This is a genomic window from Lutimonas sp., from assembly GCF_051011215.1.
Classification (GTDB): Bacteria; Bacteroidota; Bacteroidia; order Flavobacteriales; family Flavobacteriaceae; genus Lutimonas.
Genome location: NZ_JBPCUJ010000048.1, coordinates 1 through 24,124, shown reverse-complemented (window position 1 = coordinate 24,124; position 24,124 = coordinate 1). Strand labels below are relative to the sequence as shown.

Below are 24,124 nucleotides of genomic sequence, written 5' to 3'. Positions count from 1 at the left end.
AGGATCAGGGATTACAATGTTCGAGTTCGCATTATAATCTCAATGAATTACGAGATGATTTTGGAAAAACCATAGAATGGACCCATCAGATGGGGATCAGGCAAATGCCCTTGGCAGCATTTTGGTTGCCGAAAGATGCTTCGGTAGATGATTACAGAAAATCCTGTGAGGAACTGAACCGGATAGCCGAAAAGACCAAATCTGAAGGCATACAAATGGCTTTCCATAACCATCATATGGAATTTGAAAAAAGAGGGGATGAACTGATTTATGATGAAATGCTAAAAGTGCTGGATCCTGATCTGGTGAAAATGCAGTTTCAGGTAGCAGTCGTGGATATTGGATTTAAAGCTGCTGATTATTTTCGTAAGTATCCTGGCCGATTTATTTCTGCCCACCTGGCAGATTGGTCCAGTGAGAAAAAATCTCAAGTTCCTATAGGTGCCGGTGATGTTGATTGGCAAGACTTTTTCGAAGCTGCCAAGATTGGTGGAGTACAAAATGTATTTGTTGAAATGTCACCAGAAAAATTTGAACCAAGTGCTGAATATTTAGCGAAGCTCTAGGTGTATAAATGAGCACTTCAATTTTTTGATTCAAACAAATAAATCGCGCTGGAGAATTTTCAACAATGATTTTAATATGGATCAAGAGTGTGTTGATTTTCCTCTCCAAATCTGTCAATAATGAAGCCAATAATCTCATTGGCAGTCGATTCAATGGCCTTGTTAGAGATGTTTATTTGCGTGAAACCACCTCTTTTAAATAGAAATTTGGCATACTGAAGTTCCTGACCTACCGATTTTGAATCGACATAATTCATATTGGATAAATCCCCCATGCCATGCAACCTCTTCTGACGCTGAACGACCAAATGAGACAAATTAATATGCAAACCAAAAACTCGATTTTTATCAATCTCAAATAACTCCTTTGGAGGATCGATACCTTTTACAAGAGGTACATTGGCAACCTTCCATCCGAACATTGACATATAGACACTTAAGGGGGTTTTTCCACATCTGGAAACACCGGTAACTACGATATCTGCTTTTTTAAGATTTTGAGCGTTGAGCCCGTCATCGTGATGAAGGGTATATTCCATGGCTTCAATTCTCTTGTAGTACTGAGCATTTATTCTATGATAAAGCCCCGGAGTATTGACCGATTCCAGTCCGAAATCACTTTCTATAATATTGGCAAGACCTCCCATCAGATCAGCCTGTTTAACTTGTTCCTTTTTGCAGGCTTCGATCAGAAAGTTTCGCATCTCAGAGTTGACCATGGTATGGGTAAGGATCCCATTAGCCTTTTTCACTATTTTAATGACCTCAATGATCCTTTCTTCCGTGCGCACATCAGGAATTAACTTAACGTTTAGTTTGTTTTCGGGATATTGAATGATTAATGTCTGGACGATGGTATGGCCGGTTACACCTTTACCACCTGAAACCACAAAAATGGATATGACATCATTGATTTGGTCCTTCATTGGTTTGAAGTTTAGGTAGGAACAAATTTAACGATAGATGCATCAATTTCAATAAAAAATGAATGTTATTTTATCGATATCTGGTCGTTTTAATATGTGATCAATAGTGAATAATGGTGGTTTTTCAGAATGAGTTAAATCGATGGGCAATTCTTTTGAATATTCTAAGGATGCCACCATTGGTTTTTATCAAATTTTCGGACAAAAAAAATATTTGAAAACGGAGAAATGCCTGCCGTTAAAAACAAAATGAGTTTCACGCAGTTATCATTTTATCAATTTAGGAGGTTTAAATTTCAACATTTCCAATTTGCGAATAGCGAAATTTTTTGAACTGATAATTCCATCCTTCCAAGGGTTGAAAATGGCCTATAATCGTTGTAATAATGTATCTTTAAGGGATTCGAACCCTTAAATAAAGATATGAGAATAGGTATTATAATTGGCAGAATTGGAGGTGTTGATGGTGTCGCTCTTGAAACCGAAAAGTGGATTGACATATTAAAAAAGCTGGGACATGAAGTGTTTATTTTGTCCGGAGAATTTGAATCATGGCAGATGGATTATGAACACCATACACTTTTCCCTGCCTTGTCTTTTTTTTCGGCAGAAGCCGAATGGGAACAGCGTAAAGCATTCTTTGAACCGGATAAAGATCCTGGAATTTTACTTGATCATGTTGAACGGTGGTCCGAAATGATCGAAAAAAGAATGCTTGAATGGATCCATAATAAAAAGATTGAAGTATTGCTGTCGGAAAATGCATCTGCCTTGCCTTGTCAACTGTCGATGGGAGTTGCCATCAAAAAACTTATTCAACGAACCGGATTGCCCATCGTTACCCATGATCATGATTTTCACTGGGAGAGAGGGGAGCGTTATTTATCGGTTCATCCTGAGGTGAATTCTTATGTTGATGATAACTTCCCCCTATTGCTTCCAGGTGTAAAACATGCAGTGATCAATACTTTTGGCGTAGAGACTTTTAAAAACAGGTTTGGTATAGATGCCTTGCTGGTTCCAAATGTGATGGATTTTAACAAGGTGTATGGAGTTCCGACGGAGGAAAATCAATTTTTTCTAAAAGATGTCGGGGTGAAAAAAGATGAAATAGGCCTATTACAGGTAACGAGGATTGTAAGGCGTAAAGGGATTGAGACTGCGATTTCATTGATAGAAAAGCTACATGATAAAAAATTGAAACTGGTCATCACAGGAAACAATAACGATGATGAAAACAAGGAGTATTATAATGAATTGATCGATCAGATCCACGATTTAAACTTATCTAGACAAATTATTTTTGCATCTCACAAAGTGTTGGATCACAAGGATCTATCCGATGTGTATGCGCATGGAAGGGCCTGTACCTACTTTAGTACTTATGAAGGTTTTGGCAATGCCTTTGTTGAAGCTGTTTTGGCAAAAAAACCCATTTTCGTAAATAACTACAAGCCTGTTTATATGCAGGACATCGGCAACAAAGGATTTGATACTGTGATGATAGAGGACAGTAATTTGACCAATGACAAAGTACAGCAAATGGCTGACATTATTTATGATCCAGTACGGTGTCGGGAAATAGGAGCCTACAATTTTGAAATTGGAAAGAAGTATTTTTCTTATGAGGTACTGGAGGATAAATTGAATGAATTATTCACTTTTTAATACTGGCAGAATGATTGAGAATAAAACAATGAAAATTGATGAAGTATTAAAAGGCTTAAGAAAGGAGCAAATAAATACATGGTTCGATCTGGGACTATTTCTGGATAGTTTTAAGGAAAAGAAGCCTCATGCTTCTTTTAAGGGAGATAAGGCGGCTTTCGATCAACATCTCGAAAAAGGAGGAGTTGCTTTTGTGACTTTTTATTTTACGATTGATGGAATCACGGTTGAGACTGAAAAATATGCGAAAATCTTTAAAAGAATATATCCCGATATTCCAATTCATTTTATCGCGGGAGAGATTAAGGAAGAGGCAGATGAGCTGATACCAAAAGATGCTTTTAAAAAGGTAATTCCACAAATGGAGGCTTTTGATGCCTGGCCACTGTACAAAGACTTTTTTAAAATAAAAATGGAAAGGGGGAGTGACTCCTATAATGAACTCATTGGCAAATTCTGGAGGGAAGTTTTGGTATTGGTCGAAGCGTTGGGGCGTTATATTGAAGAAAATGACATTTCACTGCTTTACCTGATCAATGTATGTTCTAATCCGGGGAACGTGTCATTGGCTTTGGCTACGGTGCTGATTTCAGAATATTTAGGTCTTCCTGTGATCAATAATAACCATGATTTTTACTGGGAAGGTGGCAATAGGGAAGTTGATATTAAAAGCAAAGGATTGAAAAAAGGGCCAAGAGATTTCTTTTTTCACAATGCACATGTTGGAGAATTCTTTTCTTTGATTGAAACGGTTTATCCTTGGGAGAGCCGGTCCTGGATGAATGTCAATATTAACAAGATCCAGCAAAATCACCTTATTGATATCAACGGGCACAATCCGGCAAATGTTGCTTTGATTGGCACAGCAGTGGATACAAAAATGCATCAGATGAGCAAGCGAGGCATCATCAAGGCTTTTATGCAGGTCTCTACCATTTTTGCGAATCGAAAGGACACCATTACAGTACATACGGCGGCAAGACATACAGATAGTAAACGATCTTTAAAGCCGATTTTGTTGGGCTACAAAACCATTAAAAAGTTTGATTTTGTCAATAATAACATCGTTTTCTTGCAGCCCACAAGGGTGATCAGCAGAAAGTCAATAGAGTTAAATTTTAAGTTGATCAAACGCTTATTTACCTATGATACATTTTGTGAAAAGTTTCTGACAAACCCTCAATTAACCCTGTCTTTAATAGTGTCAGGACCCATACCTCATGGACAGCAAGATTATTATCATGATCTCAAAAAGGATTTTAAGAATTTCCTGAATGATCTTCCTAAAGAATTCAGATCAAAGGTGTTGCTGGGCTTCTTATTTAGTGAGTTCGATAAGAATGAGTTCAAAAAAAGATATAAAAAGCCATTGGACATCGAGCAGTTATACGATGTTGCCTCCTTGATTCTTTTGCCGAGTCAAACGGAGGGAAGAGGGCTGCCAATTATAGAAGCCGCAGCTTGCGGAACCCCCATTTTTTGCAGACAATACGAGCCCAGAGAGGTGTATGATGAAGTGATTGGGCGTCAATTGGATGAATCCATGAGATTGAATGTGTTGGAGTTTAAAGGCTCTAAAATTCCCAAGCGTTTGGTTGAAAAAATTTGTGACCATGTGTTTTATCCTCAAAACAGGATGATAGATGTTACCCATAATAGAAACGTTATTAACAAGCGCTTTAGTCTTGAATCTTTGCAGGACAATATTACGTATGTTCTTACAAGACTGCATTTACAACTAGCATCCAATTCAACAGATGTTGACCCACGGATAGTTCACCTTTTCCAGGGATATCATAAACTTGTGAATTTCTCTAATGATGATCTCGATGCCATTTTGAATAGAAAGACCAGACATTATTTACCTGGATATGGCAGATTATCGTTTATGATTTATTTAAAATCGTTGATCGATCCGAGTTTTTTCAGAGTTGAAGAACAGCTTACCAAGGGAATGGTTATGCGTTATGCGAGAATGATGGAGAATGACATTCCTGACTTGGTGCATACTGATTTAGAAATCATCCATACCTATTACAATGCCATAGATGATATTTTTAAGTATGTAGACGGCGAAATAGCGATACGACATGACCATGCACTTTCCTATCGTCATAGAAATAAAAAATCATATGCCTATCAAGCCTTTACACTTCAGGAATTATCAGGATTGGTCAATATGATTTACCATGATGTTTTTAAACCCAGAAATCTTGCCGATCTGACTTTGGCCCCACAGTTTTTTGCAGATTGGGAATTGGCCTTGTTTCAATTGACAAACAGTGATTTTTTAGGCATAGATAACAGGAAGATGCTCACCAGAAAATTGAAAAATAATGTTCCTAAAGGATATTTTCCAGGTCGTTATATCAAACATGAATTGGAGTATTTTGTGTTGCAACCTATTCGAGCACAGCTGAAACTTAGCATAGAAGAAGAGCTAACAGCCGCTGTTCTTGAACAAAGAGGTAAGGATCTGAAAAAGGTCTACATTTTCATCCATGAGCCCAGAGTTACCAAATGGTTTTCAAGTGCAAATATCAGAGAGTATTTGGAAAGCGGCATAGAACCTGAATTAGGTTTATTGTATAAAGCAAATGTTGTTATGATTGTAGAGACCAAACAATGGTCAGAAGGTGTACATTTTCCTCAAATGGGTGCCAGGGCTATCAAAATATTGCGAGAGATCAAAGAGTCTGATGGTTTTATAATTACGAATGGAGAGAACGCTGCTATGATGACTGATATTATAGAAATCGATCATTTCCATATCGGTAAAGTCCTTCATGAGATGACAGCCAGAATAATGGGCATACCAAAGAATAGTGGATTTATTCAGTTTGTTCCTGCCGGGGTACGAACAACGCTTGCCTATCCAACACCTGTTCAAACCGCTAAAGATTTTGAGGGATTAATGAAGAGCCCATTATTTGAAACCTTAAAGAATCAGATGGGAGAAGAAAAATTGTTAGGGATTATTTCAAAGGATGCCATTGACAACGGGACACCTTTGGCGGATCTTTTGGCAAATCTAGAGGCACAATTGACAAGCGGTAAGAAACGTGACAAAGTCAGGTCCTCCTTTGCAGGAGGGGTCTATAAAGATGGCCTTCCATGGAGTGGTGTGCTGGCCGAAATTGATACAAAACAGCACAACTGGAAATTTGCTGCACACATTGCTCAAAAGAAACCAAAAAATGTTCCATCACTTGTAAAGGAGTATCAAAAGAAAAGCGGTAATAAAAACCCGATTGAACTCGCTTGGAATGGAGGTTATATTTTAAATCCAGAGTTGGTTGGAAAATTAGGCTTACCAGAAACGTATATCGGATCGCCGCTTGGACTCCTGATAATGAATAAAAAAGTCTTTTGTCCGCCCCTTTTTAACAAACCGGCATTTATTATTTATAAAAATGGAAAAGTGGATATTAGAAAAGTCAATAGCAGGGCCGGTTTTTTACTTAGCGTAAAAGGTAGCAGACTTGATTTTTCTGGCTCCAATTACAATTGTCATAGCGATTCTCAACCTTGTTATTATGACCTGTCATACCCGGATGAATTTATCGAAGGGAATGGGAATGTAATTATACGTGTAGCAGGGAATACGGTAAAGCAAATTATAAGGACAAAGGTTGGTGAAAAAGTTCAAATGAAACCGGTTGGAATTACACTGTCTGTTCCTGAGAAACTCTTTAAAAGTGAGTTTTTTGAGGTTGATAAGGCCATAGAAATAAACCTAAAAGAGCCTGAGACAAATCCGTATTATTGGAAAGAAGTGATGTATGCCATTGAGGCAGGCCCCTTGTTGATCGATAATGGAGAACAGGTGCTCGACATGGAAGAAGAAGGATGGAAAACTCAAAATTCGATCAGAACTCAGGCGGCCAGATTGGATTTTACAGACATGCGCGGACCAAAAATAGCCGTTGGGATAACCAAAGAAGGAAAACTCATGGTATTGATGGTCAATGGAAGAATTCGGGAATCGGTGGGAGCTACGCATTTTGATATGACAGATATTCTGTTGAAATATGGTATGCACAAAGCTATGGGATTCGATCCGGGAGGAAGCAGTACCTTAGTGGTGGGTGGAAAAGTGATGAACATATCACCCTATAATAAGAATTATGAAAAAGATATTTATGCCTTGCCACCTGAACCAAGGTTTGTTGCAAATACCATAATGGGATGGATCGAAGAATGAATCAATCCGCAAAAACGAATCTCCCGTAGAAGTTAAAAGATTTGATTGCACCCATTTCTTTACGTTCACTTGCTTATAGCAACGCTCCTGTACTTTCCTTTTTTAGTTTACCGAGGATAGCTTTACTTTGCAGTATCAATGAGCGAATCAAAGCACATATCAATGAATAAATACATCTCTCTATATTGGAGGTGCCAACTTTTGGGATGGGGTACAGTTTCTATTTACTGGGCATATGTGGTTTTCAGTCGAGACGATTACGGGTATTTTTTTACTTTGCTTAATTATGTACTTGATATTTCAATAGGAATCTTATTAACCCATGGCTATAGATTCATTGCCATAAAATTAAACTGGAACTCGCTTAGTTTACGCGAGTTGTTTGTAAGAATTGTACCTTCGATCATTGCAATGGCAGTGTTATATGCGTTTTTAGTAAATCTAAAATTTTATTTTTATTGGGAATGGATAGGGGAATGGAAATGGGCAGGAGGAAATGGTCTTTCTTTATCGGAATCGCTGACCTATTGGGATCCAGTTTTGATTACAGGATTACGATTGATGGCAATTTGGATTTTAGCCTATCATTTATACCATTTCTATCAAAGAGAAATTGATACAGCAAGACAAAATGCCGAACTTTCCATTATTGCAAAACAAGCACAGTTGGATAATTTGGCGGTACAATTAAACCCGCATTTTTTGTTCAATTCTTTAAACTCTATTAAGTCTTTAGTGATCGAAGATCCTAAAACAGCAAGAAGGGCCATAGATCTATTGTCTGATATTCTCCGTAGTTCTCTGTATGAAAAAGACGCTGCATTAATTACAATTAAGGATGAATTAGGCTTGGTGAACGATTATATCGAGCTGGAGAAGGTACGTTTTGAGGAACGTCTGAATATGACTGTACATATGGATGAATCGTTGAATAATCATCAAATTCCTCCATTGAGCATACAGTTGTTGGTAGAAAATGCTATTAAGCATGGTATCGATAAACGCATCCAGGGAGGAACCATTGTTTTATCGATTCAACAGAAAAAGGAACTTTTGGAAATTAAGGTTCAGAACCCCGGAAAAATTCTTGAAAAAGGTTCAGACAATGGCATTGGTTTACAAAACTTATCGAAAAGATTATTAATTCAGTATAATGGGGAGGCCAGTCTCATTTTGAAAAATGAAAGCAAAGATCAGGTAACAGCAACCATTCAAATTCCAATGTGTATAAAATGAATAGCTACAAAACCATAATTATAGATGATGAGCGCCTGGCTCGTGAGGAAGTGAAAAGAGCCCTGTCAAATTACCCTGAATTTATGGTGCTTGGAGAAGCATCCAATGTAGACGAGGCCATTGATTTGATAGAGAAAGAACATCCGGATCTGATATTCTTGGATATCCATATGCCGGAAAAAACGGGCTTTGATCTCCTGGAAGAATTGACCATGGTTCCTGAGGTAGTATTTACAACTGCCTATGACAAATATGCTGTCCAGGCCTTTGAAGTAAATGCCTTGGATTATCTGGTCAAACCTTTGCGAGAAGAACGTTTTTCAATAACCATTGAAAAGATAAAAGCAGGATTTTCAAAAAATGAAGTAAAGAAAGACCCTTTACCCATGCACTATAAGATATTCATTAAAGACGGAGAACAGTGTCATTTTATCCCCTTATCGGATATAAGACTTATTCAATCCATGGATAATTATGCACGCTTGTTTTTTAATGATGAAAAGGCCATGATCAAGCGCTCGTTGAATGTTTTACAGGAAAAGTTAGATCCTGCGATTTTTTTTAGAATCAACAGGAGTCAAATTATTAATACACAATACATTCAAGAAATTCATCCGCATTTTAATGGCAAACTGCAGATCACGTTAAGCTCAGGAGAATCTTTAGAGGTTTCGAGCCGTCAGTCTGCCAAATTTAAAAACTGGAATAGTTTATAATTAAGTAAAAAATGAAAAGAACCGCTAACATATTTGCCTTGTCCCTGGTGTTTATCATCATATTTCAATTTCAGGCTGTTGCACAAAACGCCTCAGCATTTGTAATAGGAACCAGCCATACCATAGCATCAAAAATTTTAGATGAAGAACGAACTTATATTCTTGAACTTCCTGAATCCTATGCAACAAGTTCAAAAGAGTATCCTGTCTTGGTTTTACTAGACGGAGAAGTGACCTACCATTCTCATTCAGGAATTCTGAAACAGATGGTTCAAGGTGGTCAGATACCCGAAATGATCATTGTTGCCATTACAAATGTTGATAGAGTAAGAGATTATACTCCTACCAATTATTTGACAAACTTAAATGGGTCGAGTGCTGCAGAAAATCAAAAAACAAGTGGTGGCAGCGCAGCCTTTTTAGATTTTATTGAAGAAGAGTTATTGCCCCAGGTTGAAGCAAATTACAGAAGCAATTCCTTTAAAATAATGGTGGGAATTTCTCATGGTGGCTTGTTAGTAGGATCGGCTTATCTGTCAGAAAAAACGTCATGTAATGCATTTATTTCAATGGATCCAAGTTTTTGGTGGGACGATCAATATGTGGTAAAGCAAATAGACAACATAGATATTGGGCAGATACAAAACAAGAGAATCTATGTATCTACGGCTGATAAATTTGAGAATTTTGACAGAATTCCAGGTGTTTATAAAGCAAATGTCAATGCCCATGAACTGTTTAATACAACTGTAAAAAACAAAGGGGTTTCTCCTGAAAATATTGAACTTGCATATTTTAAAGAAGAGAATCACTGGACCGTAGCATTGATGAGTTTGTATCATGGGATGCAGTTCATCTACAAGGGACTTAGAATGAAAAACATGAGTAACAATTCTATAGATGAGATTGAATCGTATTATAAAACAAATTACAATGGGGCGTTTTTACCTCCGGAAAATGACATCAACTCAATAGGGTATGACCACCTCAGAGAGGAGAATTATAGTAAGGCCCTGGCATTTTTTACCTTGAACACCACAAATTATCCAGAGTCTTCAAATGCCTATGACAGTTTAGGAGAGGTATATATGGTGATGGATGATAGAGAAAATGCTCTTCGGCATTATAAAAAATCTATAAAACTAGACCCGAATAATGAGAATGCCAAACAGATGATAGGCAAATTACAAACTGAATAATCCGAATGAATTTTAAGAGAGAACAACTTGATTTAAGCTTTTAGGAGTTTGAAAATGGATAAGAACAATCAAAAAAGAATTAAAATAAACAGTAATAAAATGAAAAATTATACAATTTTAGCCATTCTCGCATTCATAGCATTGAATGCCTGTAAGAAGGAATCTACAACCACAACTACTGATCCTGTAATTTCTGAAATTATAAGTTCAGCACCTGCAACTTCAGAACCCACATTAGAATCCTATAAAAAAGGCGAGAAATGGGTATGGTTAGAGAAAAGCGTAGCGGAAGGAAGAATCAGATGGGAAGGAAAAGAATTACAAGAGGTAGTCGCATTTAAGGGCAGTTTAGGGTTTTGGAATGGTAAGGATACTATTTTGATTTCAAATACTTTAAACCAGGAACAAAGCAGCACTCCTTATAGAAGCTGGCCGTTAAAGGTTGGTAAAAAGTGGAAATACGAGAGTGACTGGAAAAACTCTGAAGGTACGCCAATGAAAACAAGTATGGACGTTGAAGTCGTGTCATATGAAGAAGAGTTCGTACTTGCGGGAAGATTTATGGCTTTCAAAATTGAATACAAAGGAACCATTACTAATTCGATTGGAGGAAGTTCAGATTTCCATGAAGTGTATTGGTATGCACCGGAATTAAAAGTGAATATCAAAAAAGCTCAAAATGATGGTTACGGTTCCTATATGCTCGAATTATATGACTATAAAAAAGAAGAATAAAAAAGATGAAACAATTATTTGAGTTGCTAATTATAGCACTGATTAACTTGTCAATGGTTGGTCAGGAACTACAAATTGAAAAGGCTGCTTTGTCAGACACAGCAGCCTTGACTATCAATATTCAAAACCTGGCACAAGATTATTTGCAACTCAGTCAGAAAGGAGGTCATGAAATTGAATTATATGATCGTTATATGATTCAAATATTGGCTGGCGATTATCAAGCGGCAATCGAGACCATTGAATCGCTCAGAGAAAATTCATCAATGAACAATGGGCACCCGGCATATATGCCATATGATTTATTTTCAAATGCAAAAATGGCCCAATTGGTATCTGGCCGTACATTTGAGGAGGAATATCAATCTGGGTTTAGTATTTATTTGAAGCATTGTAATGATGCGCAAGCCTATTCAGCCGACATTGTTTTCATCACTTATGATGCTGTCGCCCAGTATACTAATAGTTTTAAGACAAATTACAATTCCATTCCTGACACCTCTGTTAATTTGGATCAGGCGAAGGCTCTTTTAAAATCTTATTTTTTGTATCATGTTTATTCCCTGACTGAACCTATTGTTCAAAAAGAAATAAAAAGCGATGAGAACAGAAGGTATATTATAAAAGAGGCGCTCATCGTATCACCCAGAGATGGTGCTGAATTATCTGTAATTACAGCTCGAAAAAGAAATTCAGACCCCATGCCTGCCGTTTTGGATTTCACCATTTATGTAGAAGAATCGAATGAGAAACTTGCTATTTTGGCAGCCTCAAAAGGCTATGCCGGAGTAGTGGTGAACTCCAGAGGGAAAAGACAAAGTAAGGATGCTATTGATCCGTTCAAACATGAGTTTAAAGATGTGTATGCGGCCATAGACTGGATTAGCAAGCAGAAGTGGAGTAACGCCAAAGTAGGTATGTATGGTGGTAGTTATGATGGTTTTTCTCAATGGGCCTCTATGAAAGAAAAAGTACATCCAGCGTTAAAGACTATAGTGCCAATGGTTTCTATAGCTCCAGGAATTGATTATCCTATGGAAAACAATATCTTTTATAATTTCCCTTATAAATGGATTCCTTATGCTACTAATAACAAGTTATTGGATAAAGCGGCCAATTTTGATCGGCAACGATGGAATGACCTCGAACATACTTGGTTTGCTTCTGGCGCGGCCTTCAGAAAAATGGATAGTATTGAAGGGATTTCCAGGCCTTTGTTTCAAGAATGGATCAGCCACCCTTCTTATGACAACTATTGGCAGAAAATGATCCCATATAAGGAGGAGTTTAGTCATATTGATATCCCTATTTTGAGTATCACCGGCTATTATGATGACTCACAGCGGGGTGCCATGTATTATTATCAAGAGCATTTAGAATACAAGCCTGATGCGGAACATTACTTACTTATTGGCCCCTATGATCATTGGAGTGCACAGAGTCGCTCAGGTACGAATTTAAGAGGTTATCAAATTGATGAAGTAGCACATCTGAATATTAGACATGGCCTGGCTTATGAGTGGTTTGACCATATCCTGAAAGGAAAGAGAAAACCAGCCCTGCTCAAAGACAAGGTCAACTTTCAGGTGATGGGAGCCAATACCTGGATGCATAAACCTTCATTATCTGCCATGACTAATGCGTCGCTTGATTTTTATTTAGGGAATGAAAAGTCGGCAGGTCATTATACCTTGCTGCATGACCAGCCTGCAAAAGGAACTGTACAATTAGAAGTAAACCTGGCGGATCGATCCACAATGAATAATACCAATTACTATCCCTGGCCCATCATTAAGGACAGTATCAACTTAGATGATGGACTGGTGTTTATCAGCGAGCCGATTCAAAAAGAAATGATCTTGAATGGTTCCTTTACAGGGGAATTACTGGTAGAAAGCAATAAAAAAGATTTTGATTATTCTGTTGTCCTTTACGAACGCACCTCGGAAGGCAGGTATTTTCAATTGAGTTTTTATATAGGAAGGGCGAGTTTTGCTAAATACAGGGAGCAAAGAGAACTATTGATCCCGAATAAGCTAACGACTATTAAATTTGATAATACAAGAATAAGCGCTAAGAAAATTTCAAAAAACTCCAGGATCGTCGTGGTGATCAATGGGAATAAAAACTCCTATGGACAGATTAATTATGGAACAGGAGGTGATGTGAGTAGTGAATCTATCCGAGATGCCACCCTTCCGTTACAGTTAATAATTGATAGTCGAAGCAAGATTACCCTGCCGATATGGAATGAAAAGTAACAACTCTTTTTAACTCAGATAGCGCTCATCCAAAATCTTCTTAAAAGTACGTCCAATAGGTACCGTGGCCTTGGTCTGCAGGTAAATTTGATTTTTTGCAATTTTGACAACCATGCTTAAATTGACGATATGCGATTTATGGACTCGGATAAAACCGTATTCCGATAAGGTGTCCTCCCAGTATTTTAAAGATTCTGAGGAGATGTATTTCTTGTCACCATAGTATACATCCGTGTAATCGGCGTCGGAATTGATGTGAGAGATTTGATCAATATCAATTTTAATATGCTCATGTCCTGATTTTAAAAACAGCGATTTTGAGGTTTTTAAATTTGATGGATTCTTGTCCTTTGCAACTTGACCATGCATCGATAATTTAGAAACAGCCTTTACAAACCGTTGAAAAGAAAATGGTTTTAGAAGGTAATCGACAACGTCCAGATCATAACTTTCCAAGGCATAATCAGGAAAGGCTGTAGTTAGGATCACCTTTGGTGGATTTGAAATTGATTTTAAAAAGTCAATACCTGATAATTTTGGAAGGTGAATGTCTAAAAAAATAAGGTCTACAGCAGCCGATTTCAAGAAGGACATTGCCTGAATAGGATCAGAAAAAGTAGCGAGCAATTCCAAAGAACCCAGGTCTTCAATATACCTTTTTAGAATACGCTGAGCAGGTGCCTGATCTTCTATAATGATGCAATTCATCACGGCGTTATTTGGTTTAACTGAATTTCCAAGCATACCTCGAACAGTTCTTTTTTACTGCTGATTTCCAGTGAATGCTGTTTGGGATAGAGTAATTTAAGTCTTTTTTTGACATTTTTCAAGCCAATGCCTTTCGAGAGGTTGTCCGTATTTGATTGCTCCTGGAATGAATTGCTACATTCAAAAACAAGTAGGCCCGCATTGTCAACGCTCAGGCGAATAGCTATTTCTATGTTTTCCGACTGGCTGGACGTACTGTGCTTAAAAGCATTTTCAATAAATACCATCAGAAGTAAGGGCGCTATTTGAAAAGTCTTTCCTTTGATATCAGAAGAGAAAGAGACGCTCCCTCTTCCCTCCATGTGCATTTCATTCAGTTGAATAAAATTCTCCAGTTGTTCAATCTCCTTGTTGATGCTCACGTATCGGGCTTTACATTCATAAAGCGTATACCTTAGAAAGTCTGATAAGGCCAAAATAATCTCAGGTGTTTTACTTGAATTTTCGATGGCATGGGCATAAAGATTGTTCATGTTATTGAACAAAAAATGTGGGTTTATCTGAGATTTAAGCAGTTGAAGCTCCCCTTCCTGGGCCTGTAATTTAACCTCGTCCAATTCTTTTTGCTTGATGACGGCATCCCAGGCAAATTTAAAGCCGGAAAGAATAATAATGGGAGGCAGCACATCGAGCAGGTTAAAAAAGATGTTCGGGACATGTTTACCTCGTGTATCGGGATAGTAAATCTGTTCAAGAACCCCTTCTTCGAGTAGGATTACAATGGATATTAGGACGGCAAACCAAAAAAAGAAAGCCACATAATTTTTTTTGTACAAAAAACGATCAAGCAGGACGTAATTCACCACCATAGCAGCGGCAACATAGGTCAGGAAAAAAGCGATCTCATGTCCTTCAATCAAGGGATCATTTTTGTCAAAGGAATAAAATAAGAAAACAATGACGATAAGAATCAATTGGAACAGCAGTTCTTTTGACCATTTGTATTGTAGATTCATCATTTAGAAAGCATTGTATGACAAATATAAATACAAATTGTTCAGTGTTTTAGAATTAAATCCGCCAACGACATATTTTCACCGGTTAACGGATTTTTTAGCTCCTAAAACAATTTAAAGTCATTGACAAGATGAATTCTGTCGTTCACGGAATTGTTTTTTTATACCCATGATATTTGAATTTCTTTGCATGATTATTATTCATAAAGGAAATGAAGTCCATGAGATACCTGATTCTGATTCTATTTGTAGCGATAACGAACCCGTTATTGGCTCAAAGCAATACGATCACCATTAGTGGTAAGGTTGTTGAAAAGAGCAGCCAAGAGGCTGTTCCTTTTGCCACAGTCTTAATACAGCAATCAGAGAATAATCAAAACATTACAGGTACAACCACTGATGAAGAAGGGAATTTTACCTTAGACGTAAAAGCGACAAATTTTACAGTAGAGGTAAGTTTTATTGGCTTTAAATCACTTGCCATTTCTGATTTTGAGGTGAAGGGTGGTATGGTTGACCTGGGCATTATTGGCCTTGAAAAGGTCAATACAGTGCTTGAAGAGGTTGAGCTTCGGGCGGAAAAGTCTTCTACTGAATTCAAACTTGATCGCAGGGTATTTAATGTGGGTAAAGATTTAAGTTCAACAGGGATGGGGGCTTTGGAACTACTGAATAATGTTCCTTCTGTGAGCGTCAGTATAGAAGGAGATATCAGTTTAAGAGGTAGTTCAGGAGTACAAATACTCATTGATGGAAAGCCGTCTATTCTGGCCGATGATCCTGCCAATACCTTGAGTTCTATAACAGCGGAAATGATCGAAAGAATAGAAGTCATTACAAACCCATCCGCAAAGTACGATGCGGAAGGAACGTCAGGGATATTGAATATTGTCTTGAAAAAGGATGATAAAACAGGGATGAACGGATCTGTAACCTTGAATACGGGTATTCCGGATAACCACAGTATCGGTTTTAGTTTGAATCGCAGAACCGAGAAATTTAACCTGTTTACGCAACTCGGTGTCGGCTATAGATCCTTGCCAAGGGAAAGTGAGAACAGCAACCAGGACCTGGATAATAACACTATTGTGAATAGTGAGGGGACGGCCTATCGCAATGAAAACTTTTACAATATCATTTTGGGAAGTGATTACTATGTCAATGAGCTCAATGTGATTACCCTCTCAGGAAATTATGCCTATGAGATTGAAGACCAGCCTTCAGAAACCTATTTTGAGTATTTTGATAGTTCAGGAGAATTGGTGTCATCCTGGAAGCGAGAAGAAACGACGGAGGCAACAAATCCAAAATGGCAGTTTGACCTGCAGTATAAAAAAGAATTTGAAGACTCAAAAGAGCATTTGTTATTGTTCAGCACCCAAGGAAGGTTTTTTGGAAAGGACCAGGCTTCAGAGTTCGTCGTAACACCTATTGAAGGGGATCAGGATTTTAATGATCAGCAAACAGAGACCGAGTTTCAACAAGCTGAATATATTTTTAAACTGGATTATACCAAACCCTTTTCTGAGCGCATGACTATGGAACTGGGATCTCAGTATTTTATAAGTGATGTAGGGAACGACTATACCGTCCGGGATCTGATTGATGGCGAATGGGTCACAGATCCAAACCTTACCAATAACTTTGAATTTGATCAAAAGGTTTTTGGTATCTACGGAACCCTGTCTTACGAAGGTGATGTATGGGGATTTAAGGGAGGTCTGCGATTGGAGAACACCAGCCTTCAGACCTATCTTACGGATACCGATGAACGCAACAGTCAATATTATACAGATTTGTTTCCAAGTGCTCATATTTCGTATAAATTATCGGATGTGACCTCATTTCAACTGGGTTATTCATCAAGGATTTACCGCCCGCGATTATGGGACCTGAATCCATTTTTCAACATTAGAAATGATTTCGTGATACGAAAAGGGAATCCCTATTTGCAACCTGAATATACAGATTCATTCGAGCTGACCAGTATTCTGGTATTTGAAAAACTTTCTTTAAATGCCGGCACCTATTATATCTATACAACCGATGTTATTGAGCGTGTGACTACTTTTGAGGATAATGTAAGTATCACAACACCTGAAAATGTGGGAACCAATCAAAGAATTGGATTTGAGGTGAATTTCAAGTACAGTCCGATCAATTGGTTTACGTTGAATGGGGACTTTAATTACGGCTATTTCAAACGATTGGGAGATTTTGAGGATCAATCTTTTGATTTTACTGGGGATCAATCTACTTCAAGATTGACAGGGAAGTTTAAATTACCTGCCCAATTTGAACTGGAGATAATTGGCAATCATCAATCTTCCTTTCAAAACATTCAAGGTGAAGTATCAGCTGTGACCTTTGCAGATATGGGATTACGGAAAAAAATATCGAAAGGAAAACTTGTACTGAATTTAAGCGTGAGGGATGTGTTTGCTTCGAGAAATAGAGAGATCATGACCTATGGGGAGGATTTTTATGTCTACAGTAATAGTGCCAGAGGTCGTTTTGTAACGCTCGGTCTGAGTTACGGTTTCGGAAAAGGCGAAGCAATGACCTATTCGGGAAGAAGACGATAGGATATTAAGGTGAAGGTTTTACAGCTAATTTTGGAGCTTTCATACTGCTACGAAATTTTCGTAAGGAATAGTATGAATCTATTTTATGGATGCTTCCCAACCCATTGTTTCACCATGTCAGCAAATTCAATGTAGCGATCCTGGTATGAAAAATGTCCGCAATTTTCAAATATCTGTAGCTCACTGTTTGGCATGCGCTCATTCAATCTTTCTCCATTATCTTTTAATAAGATCGCATCGTCATTTCCCCAAAATATTTTAGTTGGCGTCGTTATTTTTTCCAGCAAAGGGTCTACCTGAGCTAAACTTTTTGGATAATCTTTAAACCATTTCATAGTGTCCGATACTTTTCCGCTATACGCTTTTTTATAATCAGACATTTCATACTCGTTCGGGACATAATTCACATAACAGATGCGTTTTCCTGCCTCTACAAGGGCCCCGTTTCCGGCAACTTTAAATATTGATCGCCAAAAACCTGATCCCACCATTTTTCTGATAACACTGGCATTCGATGATGGTGCGATGGCCGGTCCGTCTCCGACCATGATAGACTTCACCTTGTTCTTAAATACGCCCACATAGTATAGAACAGTGGGCATACCTACATCGGGGCCTACTAAATGCGCATTTTCGATCTTAAAATGAGCTATAAAATCGTTTAAAAAGTCACCTTGAAATTTAAAATTCATAAATGTGGGGCTGGTATCACTTCTCCCAAATCCAGGCAGATCATAGGCATAGAGGTTGAATTGATCTTTTAAAATTTCCCAAATAGGAGCAAAAGCCATAATACTGTGTGGAAAAGGGGATAACAGTACAACGGTTGGTTTCTTTTCGTCAATAAGTGACTTAGCGATTCGAATTTGAATTCCATTTATTGAAATGTATTCAAAAGGCATTGGAAAAGGTTTTTCAAAAGTTGGTTTTTCACTATACCCGTTTTTTTTACGTAAGGCATTGAGCTTTGATATTTCGGGAGTGACTACTCCCAATACAGAGGCATTTAGTTTGTCGTATAAATTGATTTTTGAAATGGATTCATTCATGCTCATAACAGTTAATTATTAGAATAACGGGTTTAGCATAAATTTAATCAAAATTCATAGGAAATTAAAGGAATTGTACAGATTATGGCTAAGAACGCGGTGATTAATAGTATTGATCCGATTCAGGTTCAAAATAAAAAATGTATTTCCAGTGATTAAAATGATTCAAGAAAACGAATGAATACAAATATTTTTTTCAAAATGACTATTACCATAAAATAGTGAAAGAAATGTATCGATTTCAACTTCCTATTGGAAGTTCTTTTGTTCATTTAAGAACAGGGTACTTTTGCGACTGAGAAGTTCAAGAAATTCTAACTCATGTCCATAATTTAATAATTCAAAATCAAAGGTATCATCTTCAACGTATCTGATAAACTCTTCAACTCGATGTTCAGGGATGCTAAAGTTTTCAACCAAATAATCAGATCCAAGATAGTATTTAATGTTTTCTGCTGGTACTTCAGGAACCCCGGCTTCTTCTTTATTGGGAACTTCAGATCTGAATAGAGGTATTAAGAGTTGATCTACCACATTGACCACATTTAACCCATTCACCATGGTTTTACCCTGTTCATTTCTGTCTAAATAATCTATTTGGCTTTCGCCATCATCACCTAGGCCGGAAATTTCATCGTAACTGATGCTGAAATAGAAGGCATCAAGTTTGGGATTGAAGGTTGTTAATTTATTGGCATCAGTTACAAGGTTCCCGGAAAGTTCTTTCTTTGGGATGACTACTTCGTCAAGGATATTCATCTTTTCAATTAAATAAACACTCATCCTATTTGATTCTAAGACCGCTTTATTGACCGTTACATCAATACTTTGATATTCTAAAGCCCGAAATTCCAACATGTCGTTCAAGGCAACAGCGATGATGAATTGCCCATTGGCGTCGGTTACCGAACCTTTCTGAGACGATGAATTATAAACCGTTATACCTTCTATATCACTTCCTTCCACAATGATTTTCCCAATAATTTCTTCTCTTTTAATATCTTGTGACATTACAAAGAAACTGGTGCTTAACAATAGGATTGATAGGATTAATCTCATAATTGAACGTTTTACTTTGAATTCATGTTTTATAATGGGCAATTTGTTGCAGATTTCAACGAATCTTTTTTTTAAAAACTTAGAATAAGTTACCACTTTTTTATCTATTCTGCATGTTTTAAGACCAACAATGAACAGATAAAGTCGAAAAAGAACATAGTTTATCTGCAGAATTCACCTTGCTGAACAAAGGCGATATGCCAAGAAGGGCGATCTTAAAACATGTGAGTAAAGTATTTCTCCTTTAGTTTGGAAACGTCGCAAACAAGCGACTCCATTTGTAACTGAGGTGTTTGGGAAAGAAACAAAGAATACCTTGTGTTTTAGTTTAAGTCGTGCAAAATTAGCAATGGTACGGAACTTTCAAAGGTTTGTTTTAAAGTGACACTTTCTTTGAATAGCCTGTTAAAAAAGCCTTTATGGCCTCTTATAAGACAGATAAGTTTTGAATCATTCTCTCTAATATAATCGTGAAGATCCTGGTTGGTATCGCCTGTGCCAAAGGCATATTCAATAGAAGGGTTTAAATCTTTAATAGCTTCCAGAGATTGCTCAATGGTATCTGTATCAGATTCAGATATATGTAAGACTTTAATCCTGCTCTTTTGTAACTGAGCTAATTCACGTAATGGCTGTATAACTTTCTCACCCGATAATATGGTATCGCCCAGTGCAAGGACAATTTCATCTAAATCATGAAAAAGATGTGTTTCGGGAACTACCAATACAGGAGCCGATGTTTTTGATATTACCCCACCGGCAACACTTCCTAAAAAGACTTCTTTTAGTCCGCTTGCACCTTTGGTACCCATAATTATATAATTATATTCGCCGCTATTTCCCAGTGAAGTAATACATGAAACAGCATGATCACTGAGAATTTTAGTCTTAAAATTGACATTGGGAAATCCTTTTTGGAATTTTTTAAGGAGTCTCTCCATGGATTGCTTAGAGTCCTTCAAAATCACACGGTCGATGTTTTTCATAGACATGATCGTCGGGTTTGAACTAAATGCATGCAGCAGTGTAATTTCCAATGCTTTCATTCCAAAAAGCTGGATAGCATATTGCAAGGCATTAGATGAAGTGGTGGAAAAATCTACGGGAACCAGAATTCTAATCATGACTTAAAATTTAGATGTAATCAAATTCGTATTTGAGTAGGTTGATTTTCATAAGTTAAGGGTATAAATATCTTATTTCAATGATTTTAGACAAGATTTATATTGACTTCAGTCAATTTTTGATAAAAAAAGTGGCTATTTAGATCTTTCATTTAAATTGAATTTTTCATGATACTCATTGATATCAAGGATCTATTTTTTTTAAAGAATCATCCTGGGAGTGTTTTGCAGTCATTTGATTTGAAGCTGAATCATACATACAGGCAACATCAATCTGGTAATTGTTTTAAAATAATACCTGACGCGTCGATGCTATGTTTTAAGAGTCTATGAATTAATTTTTTATTTCAAAGGATGGGTCGATAATGTTAAATCCAATTCAAAATCGGTATTTCGTCGATTTCTAATTTTTTACGAACTAATTGACCGTACTATTGTGATGGATTTAAAACCAGAACAATGAAAAAAATAATGACATGTTGCATTGCAGTGATCATGCTCCAAACCACTTTTGGGCAACAATTGGAAAAAGAGGCAGATAGTTTAAAAGAGCAAGGGCTTTTGATGCCGGCATTAATGAAATATGGCTCCTCATTTATGCAAAATGGATCCGAGGAGATATCGTATAAAATAGCTTCAACTGCAGCGCTTCTTTGGACTTCGAAAATGAGAGATACGGCATTTTATTTTTTAAACTATGCTGTTAGAAAAGATTCAACCTTAAAGCCTCTTTATGATCCACAATTTTTAAGCTTGATTAATGATCCCAGGTGGAAAGTCATAGAAGATGATCAGATCAGAAAGTATGAGATGAGAAACGGAGCTATCACAAACAAAACTTTTGCGAAGGAACTATTTGAAATGATCATAAAAGACCAGGGTTTCATGTATGCCGGAAACATTGAAAGAAGGAAATACATGGAGAATGGTGGGTATTTTTCTACCCCGGCCATATTTCCCTTACTGGCACTGGAGGAGAAAAATATGCAAGAAAACAAAAACAGAATTATTGAATTATTGGATAAATATGGGTGGCCAACAGCCTCTCAGGTTACAGAATATGCTGCGGCAGGAGCTGCTTTGATCATTAATCATGGTACCTATGAAATGCGATCAAGGTATTTCCCGATGTTAGAGGAGGCGTTCAAAAAAGGAGAGGCGCAACCGCTGAGATATGCCAAAATGCAAGACCGATTGCTTATTGAAGAGGGGAAAGAACAATTGTATGGGACACAAATAAGAATTGAACATAATACAAGGAAGATACAGCCCGTAAAGGATCCCCAATATGTAGATCAAAGAAGGGCTGAAATCGGGTTGGGTCCGCTGGCACCGTATTTGAAAAACAGATTTGACATAGACTGGGAGGTTTTACAAGAAAATAACAAGGCGAAATAAGACAGTTGAAAGAATGGTTTTGAAATATTTAGTTAATAGAATACCTAAAATGATCAAGAATTATTTCATCTTTGCCCCTGTTTTGTGACCGTTAAATGAGTCATGGAATCAGAATTAAAAGATGAATTAGATGAATCTATTTACAGTTCTTGGTCAGCTGCGTATCCTTGCAATTCTCGAAGGGATTTCCTATCTATTGTTGTTCCCAACCGTGATTCTTAAATATGGATACGACATGGGGATGCCCAATAAAATTGTAGGAAGTATTCATGGCTTATTATTCATATTATACAGTATTTGGGTAGGATATTATGCCTTAAAGCACAAGTGGGATCTGAAGAAAACCTTAATTTGTTTAGCAGCCTCATTGTTCCCTTTTGCGACTTTTATTGTAGATCATAAAATTCTTAAAAAAGAAGCCTTAAAGGAAGTTTCGGCCTCTGACGAGAGGTAGTTTTTATCCAGATCTTTATTCACTCCAGACAGAGGAATAACATACATCTCTCCAGTAGCCATCAATATTTTTCATCAAAATAAACTGACCGCTATAAGCTCCTTTGGAATAATAAATCGCAAACTTCCCATCCCTGAATACAACCGGCATAGAAATCTGAAACCAATTATGTCCCTGGAGTTGTTTCAGGGAAAAATTTTTAGGATCGCGAATGAGTTTATTAATGTTCTGTGATTCCATGTTGCTAAACCGATCCACGATATATCGTCGCTCGTCATCTCTTAGTTTTACAGAATCCAAATTCACCAAAGAATTACAAAGATCAAATTCACTTAAATAAAACAGTTGTCTGGAAAGGGGTTGATTCAAATCGGTGACGATTGTTTTAAAATAAACGGTGGGTATTGAATCAGACGTTACGACCTTTTTTAGAACTTCAAGCTCTGTTGGATCAATAGATTTTGATTTTGACTGTGCCTTTGCTGATTGAAAAGAAATAAGCATGATCAGTACGAGAAAAAGAGGATCTAAATTTTTCATAGGTAAACTAGCAACCAAATGTAGGGATTTTCTGATTTCTGTGATACATTTTAAGGGGTATTTCGATGATTAGGAGTAGAATAAAGTTGTTTTAAAAAAAACAAAAGAGAAGTAATAATGAGTTGACGGTTATTGGTTTTGTTAAAATGAAGTGGGTTTTTTGAGTAATTTGAAATTTTTTTGTTAAAAAATTTCGTATTTTTAGAAGACTAAAAAACTAACCAACATGAAAACTAAATTACTTCAAATGATGCTTGTCATTCTATCGATGACTTGTTTCAATTTTGCACAAGCCCAAAAAGATTCCAAAAAAAATCGTGAAAAGCCGAATATCATTATGATTATTTCGGATGATACCGGTTGGGGTGATCCTGGAATATACGGAGGAGGTGAAGGAAGAGGGATGGCAACACCAAATATCGATCAAATGGGTAAGGAAGGAATGCAGTTCTGGTCCTTTTATGGTCAACCCAGTTGTACGCCGGGTAGAGCAGCCATGCAAACAGGTCGAATCCCTAATAGGAGTGGAATGACCACTGTTGCTTTTCAAGGCCAAGGAGGTGGACTTCCTGCAGGAGAATGGACGCTGGCTTCTGTTTTAAAGAAAGCAGGATATAAAACATACTTCTCAGGTAAATGGCACCTGGGAGAAGAAGAATATGCGATGCCTATAGCACATG

Annotated in this window: 19 protein-coding genes; 12 read left to right on the top strand and 7 right to left on the bottom strand. The window is 37.2% G+C overall.

The window, feature by feature from the left end; genetic code table 11:
• Positions 1-566: sugar phosphate isomerase/epimerase family protein (locus tag ACR2MV_RS04925; protein ID WP_434020789.1), on the top strand; the 566-nt coding region annotated here is incomplete at its 5' end.
• A gap of 71 nt (positions 567-637) precedes the next feature.
• Here the strand turns inward: ACR2MV_RS04925 and ACR2MV_RS04920 are convergent.
• Entirely contained in the window at positions 638-1,492 is an 855-nt protein-coding gene (locus ACR2MV_RS04920) for a pyruvate, water dikinase regulatory protein (protein ID WP_434020788.1), read from the bottom strand.
• A gap of 423 nt (positions 1,493-1,915) precedes the next feature.
• Here ACR2MV_RS04920 and ACR2MV_RS04915 point away from each other — a divergent pair, with 423 nt between their 5' ends.
• The 7 genes from ACR2MV_RS04915 to ACR2MV_RS04885 all read left to right on the top strand — a co-directional run bounded on the left by ACR2MV_RS04915 (position 1,916) and on the right by ACR2MV_RS04885 (position 13,511).
• On the top strand, positions 1,916-3,160 hold the full coding sequence (locus ACR2MV_RS04915) for a glycosyltransferase (protein WP_434020787.1): 1,245 nt from the start codon (positions 1,916-1,918) through the stop codon (positions 3,158-3,160).
• Between the two features lie 10 nt (positions 3,161-3,170).
• On the top strand, positions 3,171-7,364 hold the full coding sequence (locus ACR2MV_RS04910; protein WP_434020786.1) for a phosphodiester glycosidase family protein: 4,194 nt from the start codon (positions 3,171-3,173) through the stop codon (positions 7,362-7,364).
• Positions 7,365-7,526: 162 nt separating this feature from the next.
• Positions 7,527-8,600 carry a sensor histidine kinase gene (locus ACR2MV_RS04905; RefSeq protein WP_434020785.1) on the top strand — a complete coding sequence of 358 codons (1,074 nt, stop codon included), beginning with the start codon at positions 7,527-7,529 and terminating at the stop codon, positions 8,598-8,600.
• Positions 8,597-9,316 (top strand): LytR/AlgR family response regulator transcription factor, encoded by a 720-nt coding sequence (locus tag ACR2MV_RS04900; protein WP_434020784.1) that lies wholly within the window; start codon positions 8,597-8,599, stop codon positions 9,314-9,316. Before ACR2MV_RS04905 ends, ACR2MV_RS04900 begins: the two co-directional genes overlap by 4 nt.
• 11 nt (positions 9,317-9,327) lie before the next feature.
• Positions 9,328-10,515, top strand: a complete 1,188-nt coding sequence (locus ACR2MV_RS04895; protein ID WP_434020783.1) for an alpha/beta hydrolase-fold protein — start codon at positions 9,328-9,330, stop codon at positions 10,513-10,515.
• A gap of 99 nt (positions 10,516-10,614) precedes the next feature.
• Positions 10,615-11,250 carry a hypothetical protein gene (locus ACR2MV_RS04890; RefSeq protein WP_434020782.1) on the top strand — a complete coding sequence of 212 codons (636 nt, stop codon included), beginning with the start codon at positions 10,615-10,617 and terminating at the stop codon, positions 11,248-11,250.
• 5 nt (positions 11,251-11,255) lie between these two features.
• The gene (locus ACR2MV_RS04885; protein ID WP_434020781.1) at positions 11,256-13,511 is read left to right on the top strand and encodes a CocE/NonD family hydrolase; all 2,256 of its coding nucleotides are present in this window, start codon (positions 11,256-11,258) and stop codon (positions 13,509-13,511) included.
• A 9-nt stretch (positions 13,512-13,520) separates the two neighbouring features.
• Here the strand turns inward: ACR2MV_RS04885 and ACR2MV_RS04880 are convergent, their stop codons facing one another.
• Complete coding sequence (locus ACR2MV_RS04880) at positions 13,521-14,219, bottom strand: LytR/AlgR family response regulator transcription factor (protein WP_434020780.1); 699 nt, start codon at positions 14,217-14,219, stop codon at positions 13,521-13,523.
• On the bottom strand, positions 14,219-15,238 hold the full coding sequence (locus ACR2MV_RS04875; protein WP_434020779.1) for a sensor histidine kinase: 1,020 nt from the start codon (positions 15,236-15,238) through the stop codon (positions 14,219-14,221). The genes ACR2MV_RS04880 and ACR2MV_RS04875 overlap by 1 nt, the downstream gene beginning before the upstream one ends.
• Before the next feature lie 218 nt (positions 15,239-15,456).
• On the opposite strand from ACR2MV_RS04875, the gene ACR2MV_RS04870 reads away from it, so the two are divergent.
• Complete coding sequence (locus tag ACR2MV_RS04870; protein WP_434020778.1) at positions 15,457-17,820, top strand: TonB-dependent receptor domain-containing protein; 2,364 nt, start codon at positions 15,457-15,459, stop codon at positions 17,818-17,820.
• Positions 17,821-17,903: 83 nt separating this feature from the next.
• Here the strand turns inward: ACR2MV_RS04870 and ACR2MV_RS04865 are convergent, their stop codons facing one another.
• The 3 genes from ACR2MV_RS04865 to ACR2MV_RS04855 form a co-directional block, all read right to left on the bottom strand.
• Entirely contained in the window at positions 17,904-18,869 is a 966-nt protein-coding gene (locus tag ACR2MV_RS04865; RefSeq protein WP_434020777.1) for an alpha/beta fold hydrolase, read from the bottom strand.
• A gap of 249 nt (positions 18,870-19,118) precedes the next feature.
• Positions 19,119-19,928: a carboxypeptidase-like regulatory domain-containing protein gene (locus tag ACR2MV_RS04860; RefSeq protein ID WP_434020776.1), complete on the bottom strand. Its 810-nt coding sequence runs from the start codon at positions 19,926-19,928 to the stop codon at positions 19,119-19,121.
• 323 nt (positions 19,929-20,251) lie between these two features.
• Complete coding sequence (locus ACR2MV_RS04855; RefSeq protein WP_434020775.1) at positions 20,252-21,052, bottom strand: universal stress protein; 801 nt, start codon at positions 21,050-21,052, stop codon at positions 20,252-20,254.
• Positions 21,053-21,511: 459 nt separating this feature from the next.
• Here ACR2MV_RS04855 and ACR2MV_RS04850 point away from each other — a divergent pair, with 459 nt between their 5' ends.
• Entirely contained in the window at positions 21,512-22,450 is a 939-nt protein-coding gene (locus ACR2MV_RS04850) for a DUF6624 domain-containing protein (protein ID WP_434020774.1), read from the top strand.
• 130 nt (positions 22,451-22,580) lie between these two features.
• Positions 22,581-22,904 (top strand): DUF3817 domain-containing protein, encoded by a 324-nt coding sequence (locus ACR2MV_RS04845; RefSeq protein WP_434020773.1) that lies wholly within the window; start codon positions 22,581-22,583, stop codon positions 22,902-22,904.
• A gap of 15 nt (positions 22,905-22,919) precedes the next feature.
• On the opposite strand, the gene ACR2MV_RS04840 is transcribed toward ACR2MV_RS04845, so the two are convergent.
• Complete coding sequence (locus ACR2MV_RS04840; RefSeq protein WP_434020772.1) at positions 22,920-23,444, bottom strand: hypothetical protein; 525 nt, start codon at positions 23,442-23,444, stop codon at positions 22,920-22,922.
• 226 nt (positions 23,445-23,670) lie between these two features.
• Here ACR2MV_RS04840 and ACR2MV_RS04835 point away from each other — a divergent pair.
• Positions 23,671-24,124 (top strand): sulfatase-like hydrolase/transferase (locus ACR2MV_RS04835; protein WP_434020771.1); only part of this gene is annotated, 454 nt, incomplete at its 3' end.